Source organism: Micromonospora sicca, from assembly GCF_003172935.1.
In the GTDB taxonomy this organism is placed as follows: Bacteria; Actinomycetota; Actinomycetes; order Mycobacteriales; family Micromonosporaceae; genus Micromonospora; species Micromonospora sicca.
Genome location: NZ_QGKS01000289.1, coordinates 1 through 18,336 on the forward strand (window position 1 = coordinate 1; position 18,336 = coordinate 18,336).

At 66.7% G+C, this 18,336-nt stretch carries 20 protein-coding genes; 13 read left to right on the plus strand and 7 right to left on the minus strand.

Annotated features, from left to right (window positions below):
- The first annotated feature begins 164 nt into the window (after positions 1-164).
- Positions 165-404, plus strand: a complete 240-nt coding sequence (locus DKT69_RS23810; protein ID WP_109803727.1) for an FIMAH domain-containing protein — start codon at positions 165-167, stop codon at positions 402-404.
- Between the two features lie 61 nt (positions 405-465).
- The gene (locus DKT69_RS23815; RefSeq protein WP_109803728.1) at positions 466-927 is read left to right on the plus strand and encodes a GNAT family N-acetyltransferase; all 462 of its coding nucleotides are present in this window, start codon (positions 466-468) and stop codon (positions 925-927) included.
- Between the two features lie 7 nt (positions 928-934).
- Here the strand turns inward: DKT69_RS23815 and DKT69_RS23820 are convergent, their stop codons facing one another.
- Positions 935-1,885, minus strand: a complete 951-nt coding sequence (locus tag DKT69_RS23820; protein WP_109803756.1) for an L-threonylcarbamoyladenylate synthase — start codon at positions 1,883-1,885, stop codon at positions 935-937.
- Positions 1,886-2,324: 439 nt separating this feature from the next.
- On the opposite strand from DKT69_RS23820, the gene DKT69_RS40055 reads away from it, so the two are divergent.
- Positions 2,325-2,774, plus strand: coding sequence for a site-specific integrase (locus tag DKT69_RS40055; protein WP_236648189.1), 450 nt, complete (start codon positions 2,325-2,327; stop codon positions 2,772-2,774).
- Between the two features lie 149 nt (positions 2,775-2,923).
- Here DKT69_RS40055 and DKT69_RS23835 read toward each other — a convergent pair whose 3' ends face one another.
- Complete coding sequence (locus DKT69_RS23835) at positions 2,924-3,343, minus strand: DUF2267 domain-containing protein (protein ID WP_161557939.1); 420 nt, start codon at positions 3,341-3,343, stop codon at positions 2,924-2,926.
- A 1,314-nt stretch (positions 3,344-4,657) separates the two neighbouring features.
- Between DKT69_RS23835 and DKT69_RS23845 the strand changes: the two genes are divergently transcribed.
- On the plus strand, positions 4,658-5,224 hold the full coding sequence (locus DKT69_RS23845; protein WP_146231195.1) for a hypothetical protein: 567 nt from the start codon (positions 4,658-4,660) through the stop codon (positions 5,222-5,224).
- 28 nt (positions 5,225-5,252) lie between these two features.
- Here the strand turns inward: DKT69_RS23845 and DKT69_RS23850 are convergent, their stop codons facing one another.
- Positions 5,253-5,627 (minus strand): hypothetical protein, encoded by a 375-nt coding sequence (locus tag DKT69_RS23850; RefSeq protein ID WP_109803733.1) that lies wholly within the window; start codon positions 5,625-5,627, stop codon positions 5,253-5,255.
- A gap of 282 nt (positions 5,628-5,909) precedes the next feature.
- On the opposite strand from DKT69_RS23850, the gene DKT69_RS23855 reads away from it, so the two are divergent.
- From DKT69_RS23855 to DKT69_RS37875, 4 genes are all read left to right on the plus strand, one after another.
- Entirely contained in the window at positions 5,910-6,455 is a 546-nt protein-coding gene (locus DKT69_RS23855; protein ID WP_109803734.1) for a 2'-5' RNA ligase family protein, read from the plus strand.
- A 90-nt stretch (positions 6,456-6,545) separates the two neighbouring features.
- Positions 6,546-6,794, plus strand: a complete 249-nt coding sequence (locus DKT69_RS23860) for a tyrosine-type recombinase/integrase (RefSeq protein WP_236648190.1) — start codon at positions 6,546-6,548, stop codon at positions 6,792-6,794.
- A 796-nt stretch (positions 6,795-7,590) separates the two neighbouring features.
- Positions 7,591-8,508, plus strand: coding sequence for a DNA-processing protein DprA (locus DKT69_RS23865; protein WP_109803735.1), 918 nt, complete (start codon positions 7,591-7,593; stop codon positions 8,506-8,508).
- A gap of 1,755 nt (positions 8,509-10,263) precedes the next feature.
- On the plus strand, positions 10,264-11,712 hold the full coding sequence (locus DKT69_RS37875; protein WP_146231196.1) for a hypothetical protein: 1,449 nt from the start codon (positions 10,264-10,266) through the stop codon (positions 11,710-11,712).
- A 52-nt stretch (positions 11,713-11,764) separates the two neighbouring features.
- On the opposite strand, the gene DKT69_RS23870 is transcribed toward DKT69_RS37875, so the two are convergent.
- Positions 11,765-11,959: a hypothetical protein gene (locus tag DKT69_RS23870; protein WP_109803736.1), complete on the minus strand. Its 195-nt coding sequence runs from the start codon at positions 11,957-11,959 to the stop codon at positions 11,765-11,767.
- A gap of 664 nt (positions 11,960-12,623) precedes the next feature.
- On the opposite strand from DKT69_RS23870, the gene DKT69_RS23875 reads away from it, so the two are divergent.
- Positions 12,624-13,583, plus strand: a complete 960-nt coding sequence (locus tag DKT69_RS23875) for a DUF4365 domain-containing protein (protein ID WP_109803737.1) — start codon at positions 12,624-12,626, stop codon at positions 13,581-13,583.
- 18 nt (positions 13,584-13,601) lie between these two features.
- On the opposite strand, the gene DKT69_RS23880 is transcribed toward DKT69_RS23875, so the two are convergent.
- From DKT69_RS23880 to DKT69_RS23890, 3 genes are read right to left on the minus strand one after another with little or no spacing between them, the layout of a single operon-like run.
- A complete protein-coding gene (locus DKT69_RS23880) occupies positions 13,602-13,853 on the minus strand; it encodes a hypothetical protein (RefSeq protein ID WP_236648191.1) in 252 nt (83 codons plus the stop codon).
- A 36-nt stretch (positions 13,854-13,889) separates the two neighbouring features.
- Complete coding sequence (locus tag DKT69_RS23885) at positions 13,890-14,537, minus strand: 2'-5' RNA ligase family protein (protein WP_109803738.1); 648 nt, start codon at positions 14,535-14,537, stop codon at positions 13,890-13,892.
- A gap of 12 nt (positions 14,538-14,549) precedes the next feature.
- The gene (locus DKT69_RS23890) at positions 14,550-15,350 is read right to left on the minus strand and encodes a GntR family transcriptional regulator (RefSeq protein WP_109803739.1); all 801 of its coding nucleotides are present in this window, start codon (positions 15,348-15,350) and stop codon (positions 14,550-14,552) included.
- A 123-nt stretch (positions 15,351-15,473) separates the two neighbouring features.
- Here DKT69_RS23890 and DKT69_RS23895 point away from each other — a divergent pair, with 123 nt between their 5' ends.
- The 4 genes from DKT69_RS23895 (at position 15,474) to DKT69_RS23910 (ending at position 18,335) form a co-directional block, all read left to right on the plus strand.
- Entirely contained in the window at positions 15,474-15,794 is a 321-nt protein-coding gene (locus tag DKT69_RS23895; protein WP_089021118.1) for a hypothetical protein, read from the plus strand.
- Between the two features lie 285 nt (positions 15,795-16,079).
- Positions 16,080-16,955: a hypothetical protein gene (locus DKT69_RS23900; RefSeq protein ID WP_109803740.1), complete on the plus strand. Its 876-nt coding sequence runs from the start codon at positions 16,080-16,082 to the stop codon at positions 16,953-16,955.
- A gap of 136 nt (positions 16,956-17,091) precedes the next feature.
- Positions 17,092-17,889, plus strand: coding sequence for an FtsK/SpoIIIE domain-containing protein (locus tag DKT69_RS23905; RefSeq protein WP_438361864.1), 798 nt, complete (start codon positions 17,092-17,094; stop codon positions 17,887-17,889).
- Positions 17,886-18,335 (plus strand): hypothetical protein, encoded by a 450-nt coding sequence (locus DKT69_RS23910; protein ID WP_109803742.1) that lies wholly within the window; start codon positions 17,886-17,888, stop codon positions 18,333-18,335. The genes DKT69_RS23905 and DKT69_RS23910 overlap by 4 nt, the downstream gene beginning before the upstream one ends.
- Position 18,336 lies beyond the last annotated feature (1 nt).

Consider the following 18,336-nt stretch of genomic DNA (forward strand, 5'->3'; position numbering starts at 1 on the left):
CCGCCGCACAGCCGAGCAGGCCGGCCGTGCCCGTCACCGTCGCGCCGACCACGCCGTCGCTCGCCGCCGCGACCCTTACCCCGGCCAGCCGGACGCCCAGTTCGCGGGCCACCTCGCGGACGCCGAGCCCGACCCCGCCCGCGGACCCCATCGTCGCCATGCGCATGTCGATCCGACAGCAGGTGGAGACCGGCCAGTTGAACCCGGACGCGGCCAAGGACCTGCACGCCAAGGTGGACGCGATCGCCAAGGAGATCGCCGAGGACGACCCGGACCGGGCGGAGGAGCAGATCAGGAAGCTGCGCGACAAGCTGTCCGAGCTGCTGCGGGGCGGCAAGCTGACCGCCGGCGGGTACGACACGCTCAGCGCGAACGTCGACCGGATCGCCGCCGAGCTGCCGTAGCCGCGGGTCGGCCCGGGCAACCCGGTCGAACTGATCGCCCGTGGACGACTAGGGTGCGCCCGTGTCGTCGCCACGCCTCGAGAAGATCACCACGGACAACGTCCTGGCCGCCTGCGCGATCGCGGTCCGACCCGACCAGGAGGGGCTGGTCGCACCGGTCGCCCGGTCGCTCGCCGAGGCGTACGTGCAGCCCGACGTCGCCTGGCCCCGGCTGATCGTCGACGGGGACAGCCCGGTCGGCTTCCTGATGGCCTTCTTCGACATCCGGTGGCGCGACGACGACCCGACCGACGTCCGTTCCGGGCTGTGGCGGCTGAACATCGCCGCTGGCCAGCAGGGCCGGGGGTACGGCCGCTTCGCCGTGGATGCGCTGGCCGCGGAGGTCCGCCGCCGGGGCGGCAGCCGCCTGTTCACCACCTGGGTGCCGGGCGACCACGGTCCCGAGCGCTTCTACCGGCGGCTCGGCTTCCGGCTGACCGGCGAGACGAGCGGCGACCAAGTGGTCGGCGAGCTGGAGCTGTGACCCCGGCTCAGTGCCAGGTGGCGGCCGCCCGCCGCAGCCGGTCGTTGATCGCCCGGCCGACTCCGACGTCCGGGACCGGCTCGGCGACGATCTCGGTCACCCCGGCCGCGTCCAACCGGTGCAGGGCGTCGAAGAGCCGCGCGGCCGCCACGGTCAGGTCACCCTCCGGGGAGAGCACCTCCACCGCCGCCCAGCCGTCCGCCGGTCGCTCCCGGAAGGCGAGGAAACCGAGCCGGTTGCCGTCGCCTGGCGCCGGCTCCGCCGCCCCCAGCGTCAACGGGGTACGCGGGGCGTAGTGCGCCGCGAGGGTCCCCGGCGCGACCGGCTGGCCCGAACTGCCCGGGCGTACGATGACCGGCCCGGCCGCCTCCACCAGCGCCTCCACCGGCAGAGCGCCCAGCCGCAGCACCACCGGCTGCACGCCCCGGGCGTCCACGATGGTCGACTCGATGCCGCACCGGGTCGGCCCGCCGTCGAGCACCACGTCCACCGCGTCACCCAGTCCGGCCACCACGTGCTCGGCCCGGGTGGGGCTGAGCTGCCCGAACCGGTTCGCGCTCGGCGCGGCCACCGGCACACCGGCGGCGGCGATCAGCGCCCGGGCCGACGGCTCGTCGGGCACCCGGACCGCCATGGTGTCCAGCCCCGAGGTGACGATCGACGGGATCGCCGCCGGCCGGTCCACGATCAGGGTGAGCGGACCGGGCCAGAAACGCTCGGCCAGCGTGGCGACCCCCGCCGGCACCGCGCCCACCAGTGCCGGCAGGTCGGCCGCGTCGGCCAGGTGGGTGATCAGCGGGTCGAAGCTGGGCCGCGCCTTCGCCTCGAAGATCCGCGCCGCCGCCCGACCGTCCAGGGCGTTCGCGCCCAGCCCGTAGACCGTCTCGGTGGGGAAGGCGACCAGCCCTCCGGCACGGAGGACGGCGGCGGCTTCGGCGATGCCGCTGTCGGCCGGCAGGACGCGCGGGGCTCCGGTGGTCACGCACCGACGCTAGCCTGCCGCTCACCCGGCCGTACGACGGGTCGGCAGAGACGCGACCGTCGATCTATCCTTCGCCCCATGCGCAAGCCGCTCCGCATCGCCGGTGCTGACGGGGCTCGGGCGCACCGGTACCCGGCGGGCCGCGAGCCGCGCCGGCACCCCTTCGCCCCGCGATCCGGCTGACGATGCGCCGCTTCTGGTACGCGTCGGCGGGAGTGCTCGCGTTGGTCGGCTGCCTCGGCCTGGCGGCCACCGTGCCCACGGTGCGGCGGGCGATCTCGCCGCGGGCCGCACCGGCGCCGCTCCCGCTGCACGTCACCGGCCCCCGGTACGACCAGTTCATCGTCGACCTCGACCGGCCCGGCCGGTACGCCGTCTGGGCCACCCGGCCCACCACGGCACCGGACCGCGACCGTTGCCGGACGACCGGTCCCGACGGGCGGGCGGTGCCGTCGACCGAGCCGGGTCGGGTCGGGTCGGGACCGAGGTCGCGACCGACGACACCCGGTGGACCTGGCTGGCCAGCGTCGACGCCCCGGCCCCCGGCAGGTACGCGTTCTCCTGCCGGCTCGACCCCGACTCGCCCGGCCAGCAGTACGCGGTGACCAGGGCGCCGCCGATCGACCCGTCCGCTGCCGCTGTCGGCTCTGGCCATCCGGGCGTTGGAGGCACAGCGCGTGCGGCAAGGCCAAGGTACGGCTCGCCGCCGGGAAAGGTCTGGTCGGATCTGGGCTTGATCTTCGCCAGCACCATCGGCACCGCGATGGAACCGCGGAACGTCAACCGGGGCTTCGAGCAGCTCCGCGCGGCGGCTGGGCTGGACTGGCTGCACCTGCACGACCTACGGCACGCCTTCGCCACGTGAACCTGAGCCTGGGGATTGCCGGCGAGGCGGTCGCTGAGCGCTCGGTACCGGGGTGGGGCTCCTCCGCCGGACGGTCTGGGGTTCCAAACGGTCCGGCTTGTTGCTGTGCGTCGACCCGCTGCTGCTGCTCGGAGCCGGCGATCCCTCCGCTATGCGCCGCGCGGCCTGACCTCAACCCCCGCGCCGGCCTGAATGATCTTCCAGAACTCCTTCGGAAGCTGCGAAACCAGGTCCTCCAACTCGTCCTTGCTCACGGCCTCACCGATGGTGCTGAGCACGGCCCGCATACCTGCGTCCGCCATCGCCACATCGACCCCGGCGCGCCTCGCCACCCGCTCGACAAACTGGTCCAGCTCGAACGGCTCGGCGTTCTGCGACCCGATAGCGGTGGTGGTCTTGTGCAGATGCTGCCGTAGCTCTCTCGGAAGCTGCCCGGCGATGTTGCTCGCCTGACCGGCGGTGACCCGGTCGGTCAACGTTTCCAATGTCGCGCGGCTGACTGCTTCGGCCTTCTCCGACGGCACCCCGGCACGCCTTGCCACGGCCTCTACGAATTCGGCATAGTTCACCTCGAAGCCTCCTCTCCAACGAGGCCACCGTCTACCCGCGCCCCTCACGGTGAAACGGCCTCCTCAACCCGAGGGACGAGCCCTCGACGAGATGACACTTCGGGCATACGGGACGTGCGGCCAGACGGAGCTCGGCGCGGAACTTGGCGCCCTCGGCCTGCTACTGGCCGATGTTGACCGCTGCATCGGGCACGGATCGGGCACGGCTTGGGAAGCCCGTGACAGGGCGGATGGTGTGGTGGAGCCCAGGGGACTTGAACCCCTAACCCCTGCCTTGCAAAGATCAAGACTCCTGTCGGCCTACGTCGCTCATCGCCGCTGACCTGCATCGCTTGTCGGCCGCTGCCGTTCTCCCCCGGCGCTCGTCGGTCGGCTTGGCTGTACGGACGGCTGTACAGATACTCGCTTCGGTCTGACATGATCACGACGTGCCCGCCCCCGAGCCCGCCGCCGGCAGTCCGCCGCCGGGGCCGTTTGCGCCGGCTGTTGTGCCGATTCCGGCCCAGTTACTCGCATGCGGTGCGCTACTGACTTCAGTTCTCGCCGCCGCCTGGCTCACGAGCGGATACCCCTGGCTGTGGATGATCGTCTGGTTTCCGTCGGTCCTGGTAGCGATCCCTCTTGCGATTCGGCGCGAGCGAGCGTTCCAGGTCACGTGCTGGGTTGTTGTGGGGTTGCTACTCGTCCTAGCGGTCCTTGGCGTGTTCTTCGGGCTCTTCGCTCACCTACCCGCCGCCGTGATTCTGACGGCAGCCACAGCAGTAGATCCGCAGAAGGCACCCAGGCGGACCACGGCGGCGATACGTCTCGGCCTGCTTGTCACAGCCGTCGCCAGCGTGGCATGGGCATTGGCGCTTTAAGTGGATCTCCTCGTCGAGGGCAGTCGGCAGACCGTCCAGCCTCCCCGGACGGGAACAAGGTGGAGCGCCCTACCGGACGAGTCTCAATGGCGGTTGTCAAGCGCCGTCGTGGGCGCCACGCGGCTTAGGAAGTGTGGACACGGGCGAAAGCCGCTCGGCAGTGACCTGGCTTGACCTGCATCGCCATGCCGGGAGTCACGCCCAGGAGTTGACCGCCGTTACCCCTCGGGTCCCGTGCCTACGTGCACGCAACGGGCACGACGATCGAAGCACCAGCAGAACCCCGTTTGGGGCGGGCAGCGCCGCGCGAATGTGCGCTGTAGCGTGCGCTGTCATGACGTTGACGCTCCGGCCCGCCGCGCCGGCCGTCGGCGATCCACCAACCGCCGGCGTGGGCACTACCAGGAGAGGACGCCGACGCCGACCTGCCGTGCCCGATGCTCATCCCCCGCGAATGTCCCCTGTGACGCGCCGTCGCCGCCTGCTGGTCGCCGCGACATTGGCTGTCGCACTGTGCGCCGGGTATCTGTCGGCCGCCATCGGCCATCGCCTCGATCACGGCAGTTCGTGGTGGCACGGGGCTGACGCGGAGTCCCGCACGGAAGGGTCGAGGACGGAGGTGCGGTTCACCTTCAATCCCGGAGGCCAGGTCACATTCGGGGCGACCATCCGCAATCCCGGACCGTGGCCAGTGACGATCACCGGCATCAATGACGGTCCGGCCGATCAGCAGGTGTTCAAGATCGCCCGCCTGGCGGTAAACCATGCCGATGAGGCCACCGCCGTCGTGTTCGACCCGGCTGCGGCGGCACCGTTCCGCTCGATCAGCGTAGCCGCGGGCATGGAGCTGCCGGTCTTCGTCACGATCACGATCCCGAACGTGGAGATGGCTCCCGGATCAGGGCTCTACTTCGAAGACCTTGCGGTCGACTACGACGTGCTCGGCCTGCCTCGTCACCAGCGGGTGCCGATGGGCTTCCGCTTGCTGGTCCACTCTCCAAACGGCTACGTCCCACGCTGACCGCCGACGGCCGAGAGCGGCCTTGGGACTAGAAGAAGATCGTGGATGGCTGGTCAAGTGGCCGCCCCCTGGGCAAGCCGTCCGTCTTTGTCGGGCAGCGTCGGCGCTTGCGGGCGGTCTTGGCTGTACGGATGGCTGTACAGCCGTCAGTCCTCGCGGTCGGCCTTGGCGTGCTCGTCTCGCTCGCGGAGCCGCCGCAACCTTCGGAGGGCCCGGCATAGGAGCGTTGTGCATCGTCCAGCGCCTGCGCGTCTGGGTCGGCGGCTACTTCGTAGTAGGAGACCTCGGCCGGGTCGTGGTCGTGCTCGATCAGCCGACCGAGCGCCTGGGCGCCCTGCGCAAGCGGCGGCCTCCTCGCCGCCTCCTCGCGCCAGATGTGCCCGCTGATGTCGTCGTCTTGCACTCGGCGATGGTAGACCCCAGCACGGTCGACACCTTCAGTTTGGAAGAGCGTGCTCAAGCGGTCGTGATGCCCGAGATGCCTGCTCGCCGAAGCCGGCCCGGTTGCGTCTCGTGCCCGCTCGTGCCCGCTGAGTCTCGTGGTTACTGGCCCATCGATGGCCCGCGTGACCGTCAGCTCCATAGGGTCGGCAGGTAATTCAGTACTGTCCACATGCTGCCCCTACCCAGTACCGGTGGCGAAAATCCGTAGACCAGCACCGGCCACGATCGGAAGACTGCGGGAATGGAGCCGACACAGACGGCGCTCATCGTGCCGATACCCGAGGCCGAGGCAGCGGTAGGCCGGTTTCGGGCATCTCTCGACCCAGCTGCCTCGTGGGGCGTGCCGGCGCACGTGACCGTCCTCTACCCGTTTCTGCCTCCGCAGCAGATCAATGACCAGGCCCTGACCGTGCTGCGCAAGACCTTTGCCGGCATACCGCGGTTCGATGTTGCGCTGACTCACATCGGCTGGTTCGGTGACACGGTCGTATGGCTTGCACCGCAGCCAGACCATCCGTTCCGGGACCTCACCGCGGCGGTGTGGCAGCGGTTTCCCGAGACCCCCCCATATGCTGGGGCGCATGCCGAGGTGGTGCCGCACCTGACCATCGGCCATGACGCCCCCAAGCCCACACTGAGCTACGCCGCGGAAACCGTCTCCGCGCAACTGCCGATCAACGCAGCCGTCGACATGATCCGGCTCATCGCCGGAACGCCGGACCTAAGCCCCTGGCGCACCGTCTGCGAGTTCCCACTGGGGGCGGATCTCCTCGTCGGGCAGTCGTAGACCGTCCAGCCTCCCCGGACGGGGACAAGGTGGAGCGCCCTACCGGACGAACGACCTTGGCCCCGTCCGGGGAGGCTGGTAGCCCTTGTGGTGCCCGACGAGGGGATCCGCGGCGGCATCTCTGAGGAGGGCCTGGACTGGTTGCACCTGCACGATCTGCGGCACGCCTTCGCTACGTTCCTGCTCGACCAGGGCGAGGAGCTGCGGACGGTGATGGAGCTGCTGGGCCACTCCACGATCCGGATGACGGCCGACACGTACGGGCACGTCCTGCCGGCGCGGGCGCGTCAGGCTGCCTCGGCCATCGACCGCGTGTTGGGCGAGGAGGGGACGGCGTGACCGCTTGGCTGTACAAATGGCTGTACTCGGAACCGAGATCAACCAAAGAAAGTGCTGGTGGAGCCCAGGGGACTCGAACCCCTAACCCCTGCCTTGCAAAGGCGGCTCGATGTAGTCGCCGCATGCCGATCGATGGCAACGACTGGCGTTGGAGTCAAGGACAGTGCCCTCCTGTGCCAGCGGTTGTCGGTTGTTGTCGTGCGTCTCGCTGACTTCTCGCTGACGCCGGCCACCTCCACCGCCGCCACCCGCACACCAGTAACCCTCAACCTATGGTTTTCCGGCGAGGCGGCTGCTTACGGCCCGGTACGCAGGTCGCCAACCTCAACCGGTTCGCTGAGGGCTGTGATGGTGCCGTGGGTTGCTGTACTTCGGTGCTGTACGGCGACCAGGCCGAGGCGGAGCTCCAACCCCCGTCGGGGGGATGCGGACCTAACCTGTCGGATGTTGTCGAGCGATAGTGTCCGAGGTCGGCGAGCAGGTGTTGGCCGTCGTTGTTCGATGATCCGACCCGACCTTGATCGAAGGTTGCGCTGCCTTCTTGCTGCCTCGCCGCTGCCCGGCGTCTCGATTACTGCGTCACCCGCCGTCTACGGCTGCCCTCGTCCTGGCTGTCACGGTTGCTGCCGGCCCAAGCGGAGTGCGCCGCAGGCATCCAAGGTCAAGGAGGCGAAGATGAGCGACATCGGAGAGGATCTTGGACTGGCTGACGCCGCCCGGCCGCTTGGCCCACTACCGTACCAATCGGAAGGCCATTAGCATGGCTTCGAACACACATTCGAACGCTGGAGGTGGGATGAGCGACTCGGCCGCAGAGCAGGCCGCAGTGCTTGCCCTCACGAAGGCCTCCCCGGGCGAGTGGTATCGGACCGCTGCGGTGATCTCCGAGGCTGGGAGTGCCCTGAAGCTGCTTGCCGGCGACGCCGGCTTCTTGTCGGCCCCTCATCAGCGTTACGCCGAGGAGCTTCTTCGTCGCGTCGCGCCTGAGGACGTTCAGGCGGCATCAGACCTCATCGAGAGCGTGGCCACCCAAGGTATCAAGCTGTACACGGTGCTAGATGCTGGATACCCCGCCAATCTTCAGATGATCTACAACCGGCCGCCATTCATCTGGGTCCGCGGCGAGCTTCAGCCAGAGGACTTCCGGGCAATTGCAGTGGTGGGAACGCGGCAGGCAACAGACGAGGGCTTACGTAGGGCGACCCGGCTTGCGCGCGATCTTGCGAGTGAAGGCGTAACCGTCCTGTCGGGTCTTGCTAAGGGCATCGATACAGCGGCGCATACGGCCGCGCTGGAGGTCGGGGGAGGGCGGACGGTAGCGGTAGTCGGACACGGCATCCTCACGCCGATCTACCCCAAAGAGAATCGCGGACTAGCCGAGCGAGTCCGCGAGCGAGGTGCCATCGTCTCGCAGTTCTGGCCCGCGTCGCCCCCACGGCAAATGAACTTCCCGATGCGAAACGTCGTGATGAGCGGAATGGCCATGGGCACTGTGGTGGTCGAGGCCTCGGCCACAAGCGGTGCCAAAATGCAGGCTCGGCTTGCGCTGGAGCACGGGAAGCGACTCTTCCTACTTGAGTCGTTGGTCGAGTCGCAGGAGTGGGCCCGCAAGTACGCCCAACGACCCGGCGTCTCGATAGTCAGAGACCTGGACGATGTTCTGGCGGTCCTAGTCAAGCTGGTGTCGGTGCCAGAGCAACTGATGTTGCTGTAAGTAGTGGAGACCGAGGCCGCCGTGACTGTCGAGCAGTTTACGGATCCATTTATCGCTGCCTACCGGCGCGTTCCGCCGGTGGGCAGCGGCATATGCCCGCTATGTCACCGTGGCGTTCGGCTGGACGCGTCTCTCTGTTACAGCTGCAGTGTGACGATGAGGCAGGTAAGCCGGCCAGTTACGGAGATCCTGCCCATCTCCTTCTACGAGGTACCGGACCAGTACTGGAACGTTCTGAGGTACTACAAGGACAGCCCGGCCCCCCAGGTACGGGACCAACTGGGGACAGTCTTAGCGGCGACCGTCGCGAGGTTCGTAGCTCAACATTGGGCATGCATCGTCGGAATGACCGGCGGACAGCCGACCCTAGTCACGACCGTACCTAGCACGGGCGGCCGACAGGGCCAACATCCGCTGGCGCGGGCGGTGTGTCGAAGCACACTTCTGCACCCTCTCTATCGAGATCTCCTCACGCTTGGTGAGGTGCAGTTGAGTCGCCTACGCGCCTCGGACGGTGGCTTTACTAGCAAATACCAACTCGGCGGTCATCGAGTCCTCCTCATCGAGGACACCTTCACTAGCGGGACCCGCACCCAAAGCGCGGCCTCGGCGCTGCATCTGGCGGGTGCGGCGGCGGTTGGTGTAGTTGCTGCTGGGAGAGTGATTGATCCTGCCTACAGCGCCGACTGCCGGCGCGTCTGGGACTACGCAACGGCTAAGCCGTTCACCTTCGACGTTTGCGCCCGGTGCACCGCCGAGGCTTGCCCATCAGGCAACTAGAATCACACGGGCCAGGCCGGCAAGCGAGGCGGACTTGAACCCCTAAGCCGCGAGGCGGTGGCTGATCCACTGAAAGTGGACCCATCGGCACTCTGACCTGGCTCGCGTTCCTCGGTGCCTCTCGACGTTTCGCATGCGTTGTCGCTGCCGGCTGTGCCGGATCTGTGCCCGATGATCTTTAAGGGATCTGCTGAGCTCTTACGGCGGCCCTACGCACGGCCAGCTAGGGAATCGCGGGCCATAGCTCAAGCACTGCCAACAGCCGGGCTGCGGCTACCAGGCGCACCTACATACCCTGTTGACCTGCGGTGGACACAAGTAGACACAAGCGCGCCCGCGACAAGGCCACCAGGCAATCTCACGGCTTGTGAAAGCTCTGCACACAGCCTGTGTCTTATGTTTTCCCTGCTAGGGCCCATGCCCATGCGTCACTAGGTCACTCGGGTGCACAGGATATCCACAGTTCACTTACCCACCCGTCCACCGCTGTCCACAGGTTGTCCCGAGGCTCGTCCACCGCCGTTGTTGTGCAGTGTCGGCACTAGGTGCTGTGATCGATGGCAGGACTTACACGGCTGACGTTCAGCTCCCGTACCTCGGTGTGCAGCACGGAAGTTGTCAGGTCCATGTAGAAGCCTCCGAAGCACGGAGCGGCACCCGCCTAGGAACGGGTGCCGCATTGAACTCCGTGCCAGGTCCGCTGCACACGTCCACTGATAGGAGATCGCGTGCCTAGGCTAACAACCCGCCTCGACCGGGCCAACCGTCACAGAGATCGATCTGTACGAAGCCTCAGCCTTGGGGAGGAGCTGACGCTCAGTGGCCCGGTGCCCCGCCCGCTGGTGGCTCGTGCGGGGCGGGCGACGGTCTTCGCGCCGCTAACGACGAGTGGCCGGCGGGTGGAAGATGCCTGATCGCCGACCCACAACAAAAGGCGTAAGCGTCTCATTGTTCGACGGGTACATGGTGCGCGCGATGCTTGCAGCCGATAGGGAGCCAGCTTCAACGGTCCAGCAACAGCCGAATGAGGTAGTTGAACGCGTCTATAAGCGCTACTGTCATGAGCTTGTGGGCCTTGACCTCAGTCAACTGTCTCGCTCCCAGGTTTCTGTAACATCCGTCCGGACGGGAAAGTGGACAGGCAAAAATGTAGAGGAGCTGCCAGGACAGGCCCTCACGGTGAGGCTTCCCTTTACCGGATCGAGGGAACTTCTCCAATACGGGGTTCTAGCATATTCTCAACGAAAGCCGCAGGTTGTTAACGGTGCGGTCGAGCTAACGATTCAATCTCCGGGGCGACTAACATCCGCAGCAATTAATTCCAGGGTTGCGGAGTTCATCGAAGACGCCAACAATTGCGTTGAGAAGGCAAACGCTGATGCCGCCCAGTTCAATGCCAAGCTACGAAGTGCCCTCCGGTCCAAAATATATGACCGAAAAGACCTCCTCGACGACACGGCGGACCTCGATGCCTCTCTGAAGATCCCCCTTACATCTGTTACCAGCCAAGCAAGGGTAGAGGTACCAGTTCAGCGCAAGAGCGTTCGAGTGCAAGAGTCACCGTCTGATTCGCCTTCGGCCGAGCCTCATGTCTCTCGACTCATCTATGAAGACGTGGTCCGAACGCTCAGCAGCTTCGGGCGAGCCATGGAACGGCTTCCAGACACAGCTAGGAGCCTCGGCGAGGAGGCTATCCGCGACCTGGCCCTCTTCCTCTTGAACGCCAACTACGAAGGTGCAGCCTCTGGCGAAGCCTTCAATGGGGCGGGCAAGACCGACATCCTCCTCAACCACCAAAACAGAAGCGCCTTCATTGGCGAGTTCAAGTTCTGGGGTGGTCCGAAGGCTTTCTCAAGCGCTATCAACCAGCTTTGCAGCTACACGACCTGGCGCGACACCAAGGCGGCGCTAGTCCTCTTGGTGAAAGACGTTCGAGCGACTACTGCTATTGAAGGCGCGGATCAGGCAATCCGCTCACATCCTCAATTTCGCGAAGCGCGGCCAAGCGATCGGCCGATGGAGCGAAGAGATTACGTCCTGGCCTCCAACACCGACACCAAACGGTTGATCTCGGTAGCGCTGCTGCCTGTGGTGATCCCTGATCCTCGAAACAAGGTTACTGAGGTTACCGAAACTCCTACACCTACCCCCCGGTCTTTCTCGGACTACCCGTCCGCAGTTGAGATCCGTCGGGCCTGGCCGGACGTGCTTGCTAACATTTCGCGCAAGTCGCTGCGCATTGCCGCCCTGTATCGGGACTCCCAAATCAATGGAGCCGAAGGCGATGCTCTCGTCTTGAACTTCAGAAGTGCGCTCCTGTGCACCATGGCCGCCGACGATTCACAACACCTAGTAGATGCGCTGTATGAAGAGTTTGGGGTTAGGTTCGCCATTACCTGCCAAGTTGTGCCGCGCCCCTCGTAGCGCCTTTTGGGTAGCGGCCCGCAAGGGAGAGGATATGGCGCCCAGAGCAGGGCTATTGCGTTGTGGGATAACTGCTGGTCACGGCAGCGATGAGGTCGTGAGGTCGGCGGTAGGCGTTTCGGGTGGCGCGGGCGATGTTGGTCGCGCCGGTGGTGCGGTGGTAGCCGATCGCGGTATTACGCAGCGTGGCGATGACGGCGGGTCCGTTGCCGGTTCTGGCTTGGTGTAGATCTTCACGGAACGTCACACGCCCAGAGTGAGTGGTCTTGCCATCCCGTCTGCCATCGACCCGCCCTCCTGGGGAGCGGGCCGCCGCCCGGCCCGCCACGTCAAGCGGACCTTGACGCACGTTCGGACGCTGGCGGGTCGGGCGGTGGTCTGCTCGGCTTGCCCGGGTCGATGGCAGGCGGGATGGCCTACCGCAACCACCCACGGACCCGGCGCCTGCCGACGATCTTGGCCATCCTGGAGCCGGAGCGCCCCCGCCGGAGGCGCAGTAACCGCAACCCCGCGACCGCCACCAGTTCGCCGACGCCGCTGGCGTGCACTCCCTTACGCCGCGCGGGTCCTGGCCGCGCGGCGCGGCCGGCTGCCGGCCCACCACCTCACCCGTCAACGGTCTGTCGTTCTGCGGCGGCCCTCCGGGCTCCCCGCCCTTCGCGCCAGCCGCCGGGCATCAGGCGTGACGGCCGCAGAGCGACAGCGGCAGCGGCCGGCGCGCGCCCAGGCGGCGGCGCGTGCGGCCCGTTCAAGGGCCGCCTTGAAGACGTACAGAAACTTTGAACAGCAAACCGGCGGCCGGCCTGTCGGGTCTCAGCATGACGCTTGACGATCCGCTTTGCCCGCTGCTTGCCATGATCGGCGGGGATTGCGCCGCTCGCGGCATGCCGCGAGTGGTGAAAGAATGAGTCATGCCGAAACAGAAGCCCTCCGCGAAAGTCGCCAGCCGCGGCGTCACCCGCGCCAAGCTGTACGTCGAGGAGGAGCTGGACTGGCTATTCCGGGAGCAGCCCACCGAGGACTTCGGCATCGATGCTCACGTCGAGGTCGTTGACGGCGAGGACGTGCGTGGTCGGCTTATAGCACTCCAGATTAAGAGCGGCAAGAGCTGGTTTGGCGAGCCCACGACTGGCGGGTGGTGGTTTCGTCCAGACGATGACCATGTGCGGTACTGGAAGAGACACTCCCTGCCCGTGGCCGTCGTCCTGTACAACCCGGCCACGAAGCTCTGCCACTGGCAGCTCGTTACAGACGTAACGTTGGCGCGGAGCAAGACTGGCGGCTGGAAGCTCCTGGTGCCCGAAACGCAGATGCTGAACGCGGATGCGGCCAAGGCCTGGCGGGCTGCTGCCGAGGGCGATCCGTACGAGCTGCGGCTGCGCGAGCTTCGCCTCGCCCGCCCATGGATGGAGCTACTGGCACAAGGCAAGCGGCTCGTGGTCGACTTCGAGGAGTGGATCAACAAGAGTTCGGGCCGGGGGTCGATCTCCATCGGAATCGATAACGAGGATGGAAGCGATCCCGAGGAGCTCGTCACCTGGCATCTATTCGTGGGGCCGACAAACTACGCCGAGGCGGTGCCGAAGATGTTTGCCTGGGCGGATGCCGATGTCCATGAGGAGACGTACGACGACGCCGAGCACGACATGTATGAAGCGGAGTGTTCAATCTGGGACGAGGGGGACCAGTTCTTTACCCAATCATTCTCCGACTGGCGTCGGGTCCACTCGGCGAGGGGGATCCGACCGTACAACAATGCTGCTGGTGAGGTCGACTACTACCGACTTGAACTGACGCTCAACGAGTTGGGCAAGGCGTTCTTGATCGTGGACGAATTCGCAGGCAGTGATCTTCGGCAGTTGACGCTTTAGCTCCTTCCGGAAAGGCGGTCACCTTGGCGGCTGCGTGGCTGCGTCGCCGGTCTGCTCGCGCCACTGACCGCCGTCGGCCTGGACGAGACGCTTCACCATCTGCCGGGCCTCCTCTTCGGTGCCGAACTCCCACCGGAGCACCTTGCCGGTCTCGGAGTCGCCTGCCCTGGCCACGACATGCCAGCGAACCTCGCGGGCGAGCCACACGTCACGCCGGCTCAGCCGTCCCCACGTGCCGTTCCACCAGCGCGCGACCAGTTCCTTCGCCACCAGGTGATCGTACAGACGTACGAATCGCAGTGAAGGTCAGTGCCCGACGCGGACCTGCTCGGACCGCGTCCACTCATACATGCGGTTGTCGCGGTGGAACTCAAGAAAATCGACGTGGTCGAGGACCACCTTGACGGGTGCTGCTTTAACCTGCGCCAGCGCAGCCGCAATGGGTTCCGCGGGTTGCGCTGTGTTCGAGTAGGCAACGCTCACATGCGGTCGGTACCCCTGAACGTGTTCCGGCGCCAACTCGACGTTGTCCAACCCGAGTACGTCTCCGATAACAGCCCTGACCGCGTTCCGTACCTCTGCGATCGGCTCGGGCGGGAACGCTGGCAAGTAGATGGCTTCGGGCCGCACGACAGGCCGGTGGAACGTCACCGTCGGCGTAGGTGTCTGAGCGAGCTTCTTGCGGATCCCACGTTCCAACTCGGCGACTTGGTCCTTACCCAGGTCGTCGAGGAATCCGATGCCCTGCATAGTCAAGTGCAGCCAGTTTGGCGGTATGAGGTCAAGCCCGGGAAACGGTCGCAATGCCTCCTGGTAGCGCTGCACCAGCTCCACCAGCTCGGTGTACGCGCTCATGGTGAAGTGGCATGCGTAGAAATGACGGCCAGCTAGCCACCCGGGCCGCCACCACCAGTGGTCCCGCATGTTGTCGATGTGGTCGACCAGATCGGCCATGCTGCCCCCTAGCTAGATGTCGGAGCGACCGTCGGCGTCTTCGGGCTGCTGAGTTACGTCGTACTCGTCGATGAGGTCGATGCGGTCGGCAGGCCAGACAGACTCGGATACTTCAAGCACACTGTCGTCTTCGGCTCGGGCGACGTGCACGACGTGGACAACCCCAGTGCCTGGCGAGATTTGAAGCGTCTCGGCCTCGGCCGACGTCGGCATCCGCCACTGCCAGTGATCCCTAGCCCGGGTGTACCTCTTCCCGCTCAGGTCCTCCACGCAGAGGAAGAGGGCCTTGGGCACCACCGATGGCTCCTCAAGGAAGGTGCCGCCGGCAAAACCCAGCGGGATGTAGCTGGCCCCAGTCTCCTGGGGCTTGTCCGTCTCGCGGTCGAACAACACCCGGCGTCGGATGACAACTTCCTCCCCCGGCTCCATGCCCGCCGCCTTCGCGACGTGTTCGGGAACCGGCCCGCGCCCGGCGAATGGAATCTCATGCCTCAGGTGGGCCGTGAGCAGCTTTCCGTCGGTCCGGGCACGCCCGTAGCGATCACGCGAGCGCCGTTGGAGTCGACGGTGGGCGCTGACGAACGTCCCGACGCCCTGGCGGGCCTCGACGATGCCCTCTGCCCTCAGAACACGGATCGCGCTCCGCATCGTTTCAAGAGACAGGCTGGGGAAGGTTGAGCGGAAACGCTCGAGTAGTGCGGCCTCGGCAGGCAGCCGCTCCCCTGGCTTGTACGTGCCGTTCTTGATGTCGCGCCGCAGCTCATCGGCTATGCGCTGATACTTGGGGGCCTTTGCCCCAAGGTCACTAGTCATCTTTGACCTCCACCCGAAATTCTAGTCCTCTAGAGGACTTGACGCCTTCCACCGGTGGCTTACCTTGATTGCACGCGGTCCTCTAGAGGACTAGAGCACTAGACCTAGGAAGGGGTCACGCTCATGAAGCTGTACGTGGACACCCAAAGCAAGCAGGTCCAGGTGACGAAGGACCCGGAGCCGAAGAACGACCAGAACGGCAACCAGCGGTCGGAGAAGAACACTGGCCGGCTCATGTGGTCGACCCAGGTCTTCGTTCTCGACGAGACTGGCGGCGAGATCATCACCATCACCACGGCGGGTGAGAAGCCGGGCGTGACGGTGGGACAGCTCGTCGCTGTCGAGCAGTTGGAGGCCATCCCGTGGGCGACCAACGGGCGTAACGGCGTCGCGTTCCGTGCGATCTCGCTGAAGCCGAAGGCTGGCAACTCGGCGGCTAAGTAGGTCCCTCGCTCACCGTGCTGTGTGAGCCCTGGGGTGTCTGGCACGTGGCGGCCTGATGGTCCGCTGATCTGAGATCCAAGGTCCGGGAGTGGTTCCGACTCCTACATTCCCGGCCCGTCACCACCTGTGGTGGTGGCATCCCCCGCAAGAGCTGGCGCGGGGTCGGTCCGACTCCTACATCTGCCGACCCCGTGCCCTCCAACTCATCCGACCCAACTCGCATTGGGAGGACTCGTCGTGTCCAAGTCTAGCCCCCGCCGCCCCTTCGGGCGGAACACCGGAACGGTGACGGTCATCGAGGCCAAGGTCCACCGCTCCTCGGCCCGCAACGCCCGGCTGGCGTTCATCCTCACGGCGGTCATCGTCGGCCTTCTCTCGGCCGTGGTGGCCGCTTCCTCCATGCACCCCATCCTGGCCCTGTTCATCGGCGCGCTGATCGGCGCACTGTCCGGCGGCCTGGCCTGGGTGCTCGTCCGCATCTGGCCGGTCCTGCGGCTGCTGTGGTGGTGGACCACCGAAATCGGAATCACCATCGTCCTCGGCGCGGCCTGGGTGCAGCTCGCCAACCACACGCCGCTCCCCGTGACCCTCGTGGTCGTCGCCCTGGTCGTCGGCGTCCCCGCCGCCGTCCCGGTCACCCGCCGCGCCCTGGTCGCCTGGACCTGGTGCCTCGTGGTGAGGCATCGGCTGCGGGTGTGCTTCGCGCAGTTCATCATCGCCAACCAGTCCGGCAGCCTCCCGCTGATCCTGTGGGCCACGCCCACCCCCGTCGGTGAGCGGGTCTGGGTCTACCTCCGGCCCGGCCTCTCAATGGCCGACCTGGAAGGCCGCCTCGACCGCATCGCGGTCGCCTGCCACGCCGCCACCGCTCTGGTCGAGCGGGCCTCCGACGGCAACGCCGCGTATCTGCGGTTCGACATCAAGCGCCGCGAGGTACTGACCGCCACGGTCGGCTCCCCGCTGGTCGACGTCATCGACCCCGCCACGCCGGCTACCGACCGGGCCATGCCGGTTGTGCCGACTGCTCTGGATCTGCCCGACGTCGACGCACCCGTCATCACCCTGCCGGTGCAGAAGAAGCCGGCCACCACTGCCAACGGCAGCAAGCCCGGGGCTTCGTCCTCGTCGTCCGACGCGGACGACGTTTCCGACTGGATCTGACCACACCCAACCCGGACGCGAGGAGCCCTTCGGGCTCGTTCGTGTGGCTCCTCGCGACCACCAGTGCCCAAGGAGGGCAACCATGACCACCGCTACCGCCCCAACGTCTGGGGTTCCGGTGGGGCCTGGCCTGTCGATGTTCGACCCCATCTTCGTCGGCATCGACGAGTTCGGTCAGCCCGTCTACATCACCCTCGCCTACCGCAACCTCCTCGCCGGCGGCGAACCCGGCGGAGGCAAATCCGGCCTGCTCAACTGCATCGCCGCCCACGCCGCCCTCAGCGTCGACAGCCGCCTCGTGCTGCTCGACGGCAAGCTCGTCGAACTCGGGCAGTGGGAAGACTGCGCCGACGCGTTCATCGGCCCCGACATCACCGAAGCCCTGACCGTCCTGCGACGGCTCCAGGTCGTGATGAACAACCGCTACGCCTGGCTGCGCGCCCACGGGCGCCGCAAGCTCACCGCCGCCGACAACCTGTCGGTCATCACCGTCCTGGTCGACGAGATCGCCTTCTACTCCGCCACGGTCGGCAGCAAGCAGGAGCAGGAAGAGTTCGTCGCTCTCCTGCGCGACCTGGTCGCCCGGGGCCGCGCCGCCGGCATCCCCGTCGTCGCCGCCACCCAGCGGCCCAGCTTCGACATCATCCCCACCTCACTGCGGGACCTGTTCGGCTACCGCGCCGCGTTCCGCTGCACCACCCCGAACAGCTCGAACATCGTCCTCGGGCACGGCTGGGCCGAGCAGGGCTATACGGCCACCGACATCCAGCCCACCAACCAGGGCGCGGCCTACCTCATCGCCGAAGGCGGCGTACCCCGCCGCATCAAGGTCGCCTACCTCACCGACAACCAGATCGCCGGCATCGCCGACTACGCCACCTGGATCCGCCGCCCCGCCACCGGAAACCGCACGGAATGGGAGATCGCCGCATGAGCACCCTCGGCTACCGCGACCACACCCTGATCGGCCTACCGGAGCAGGTCGCCAACGTCATCGCCAACCACCAGAGCGCCGGAACGCTCATCTCAATGACCGCACCCCGGCCCATCTCGGCCACCGACCCGCGTATCCGGGTCGCCGTGCGCCTGGTCGACACCACCACCCCGGCCATCCGTCCGGTTCGGGTCACATCGCTGCGCATGCACATCACCGACCGCGTCCAGCCCCGCCGCACCCGACGCCGTGTCGCCATCGCGGCCACCATCGCCGCCGTCTTCACCGTGCTGGTCGCGGCCATCGCCTACCTCGTCGGGCAGCTCGTCACGTTCCTGGTCGAGCACGCCGCGATCATCGCCGGCCTCCTCACCATCACCGCGCTCATCCTCGCCGCCCTGCGCGGCACCACCGGCAGCGGCAAACGGCACTGCCCCGGCTGCTGAC

Excerpts from the sequence above, each read along its gene's own strand:
- DKT69_RS23895 (WP_089021118.1), top strand. The coding sequence starts at position 15,474 with ATGAAGCTGTACGTGGACACCCAAAGCAAGCAGGTCCAGGTGACGAAG.
- DKT69_RS23875 (WP_109803737.1), top strand. The coding sequence starts at position 12,624 with ATGCCGAAACAGAAGCCCTCCGCGAAAGTCGCCAGCCGCGGCGTCACC.
- DKT69_RS23890 (WP_109803739.1), bottom strand. The coding sequence starts at position 15,350 with ATGACTAGTGACCTTGGGGCAAAGGCCCCCAAGTATCAGCGCATAGCC.
- DKT69_RS23905 (WP_438361864.1), top strand. The coding sequence starts at position 17,092 with ATGTTCGACCCCATCTTCGTCGGCATCGACGAGTTCGGTCAGCCCGTC.
- DKT69_RS23865 (WP_109803735.1), top strand. The coding sequence starts at position 7,591 with ATGAGCGACTCGGCCGCAGAGCAGGCCGCAGTGCTTGCCCTCACGAAG.
- DKT69_RS23885 (WP_109803738.1), bottom strand. The coding sequence starts at position 14,537 with ATGGCCGATCTGGTCGACCACATCGACAACATGCGGGACCACTGGTGG.
- DKT69_RS23845 (WP_146231195.1), top strand. The coding sequence starts at position 4,658 with ATGTCCCCTGTGACGCGCCGTCGCCGCCTGCTGGTCGCCGCGACATTG.
- DKT69_RS23810 (WP_109803727.1), top strand. The coding sequence starts at position 165 with ATGTCGATCCGACAGCAGGTGGAGACCGGCCAGTTGAACCCGGACGCG.
- DKT69_RS23855 (WP_109803734.1), top strand. The coding sequence starts at position 5,910 with ATGGAGCCGACACAGACGGCGCTCATCGTGCCGATACCCGAGGCCGAG.
- DKT69_RS23910 (WP_109803742.1), top strand. The coding sequence starts at position 17,886 with ATGAGCACCCTCGGCTACCGCGACCACACCCTGATCGGCCTACCGGAG.
- DKT69_RS37875 (WP_146231196.1), top strand. The coding sequence starts at position 10,264 with ATGCTTGCAGCCGATAGGGAGCCAGCTTCAACGGTCCAGCAACAGCCG.